The 526-nt window shown below is 65.0% G+C and carries 1 protein-coding gene; it reads right to left on the bottom strand.

Going from position 1 to position 526, the window contains the following annotated elements:
• The coding region (locus A5659_RS14370) for a class I SAM-dependent methyltransferase (protein ID WP_197498015.1) at nt 1-526 on the bottom strand (526 nt) is incomplete at both ends.

Raw genomic sequence — 526 nt, 5'->3', positions numbered from 1 at the left:
CGCCTGCTCGCGATTGGCCTCGAGTGCCTCGGCCCACAGGTCCAAGGTCCTGGCGTAGTGCAGCTGCAGCGACTGGACGCGGGTCAGGTCGAAGCCCGCGGTCACTCCGTACTCGCCGACGGTCTGCGGCGTCGGCAGCCAGCCGCCGGGGAAGATCTCGGCCAGGATGAACTGCGAGAACTGCACGATTTCGTGGGTCAGCTTCAGGCCCTTGGCCCGCGCGTCTTTGAACGACGGCCGAACGATGGTGTGCAGCAACATCACTCCGCCGGGCGGCAGCGCCTGGTAGGCCATTTTGAAGAAGCGGCCGTAGCGCTGCCGGCCGAAGTGCTCGAACGCGCCGATGGACACGATGCGGTCCACGGGCTCGTGGAACTTCTCCCAGCCCTCCAGCAGCACCCGCCGGCTGCGGGGGGTGTCCATCTGATCGAAGGACTGCTGCACGTGCTCGGCCAGCTTGTTCTTGCTGTACTCAAACTGATTGCGGCTCAGCGTGATTCCGATGACGTTGACGTCGTACTTCTCG

The organism is Mycobacterium sp. 1165196.3, assembly GCF_001673415.1.
Lineage (GTDB): Bacteria > Actinomycetota > Actinomycetes > Mycobacteriales > Mycobacteriaceae > Mycobacterium > Mycobacterium europaeum_A.
The sequence above is the reverse complement of the archived record's forward strand: the minus strand, read 5'-3'. Positions and strand labels throughout refer to the sequence as shown.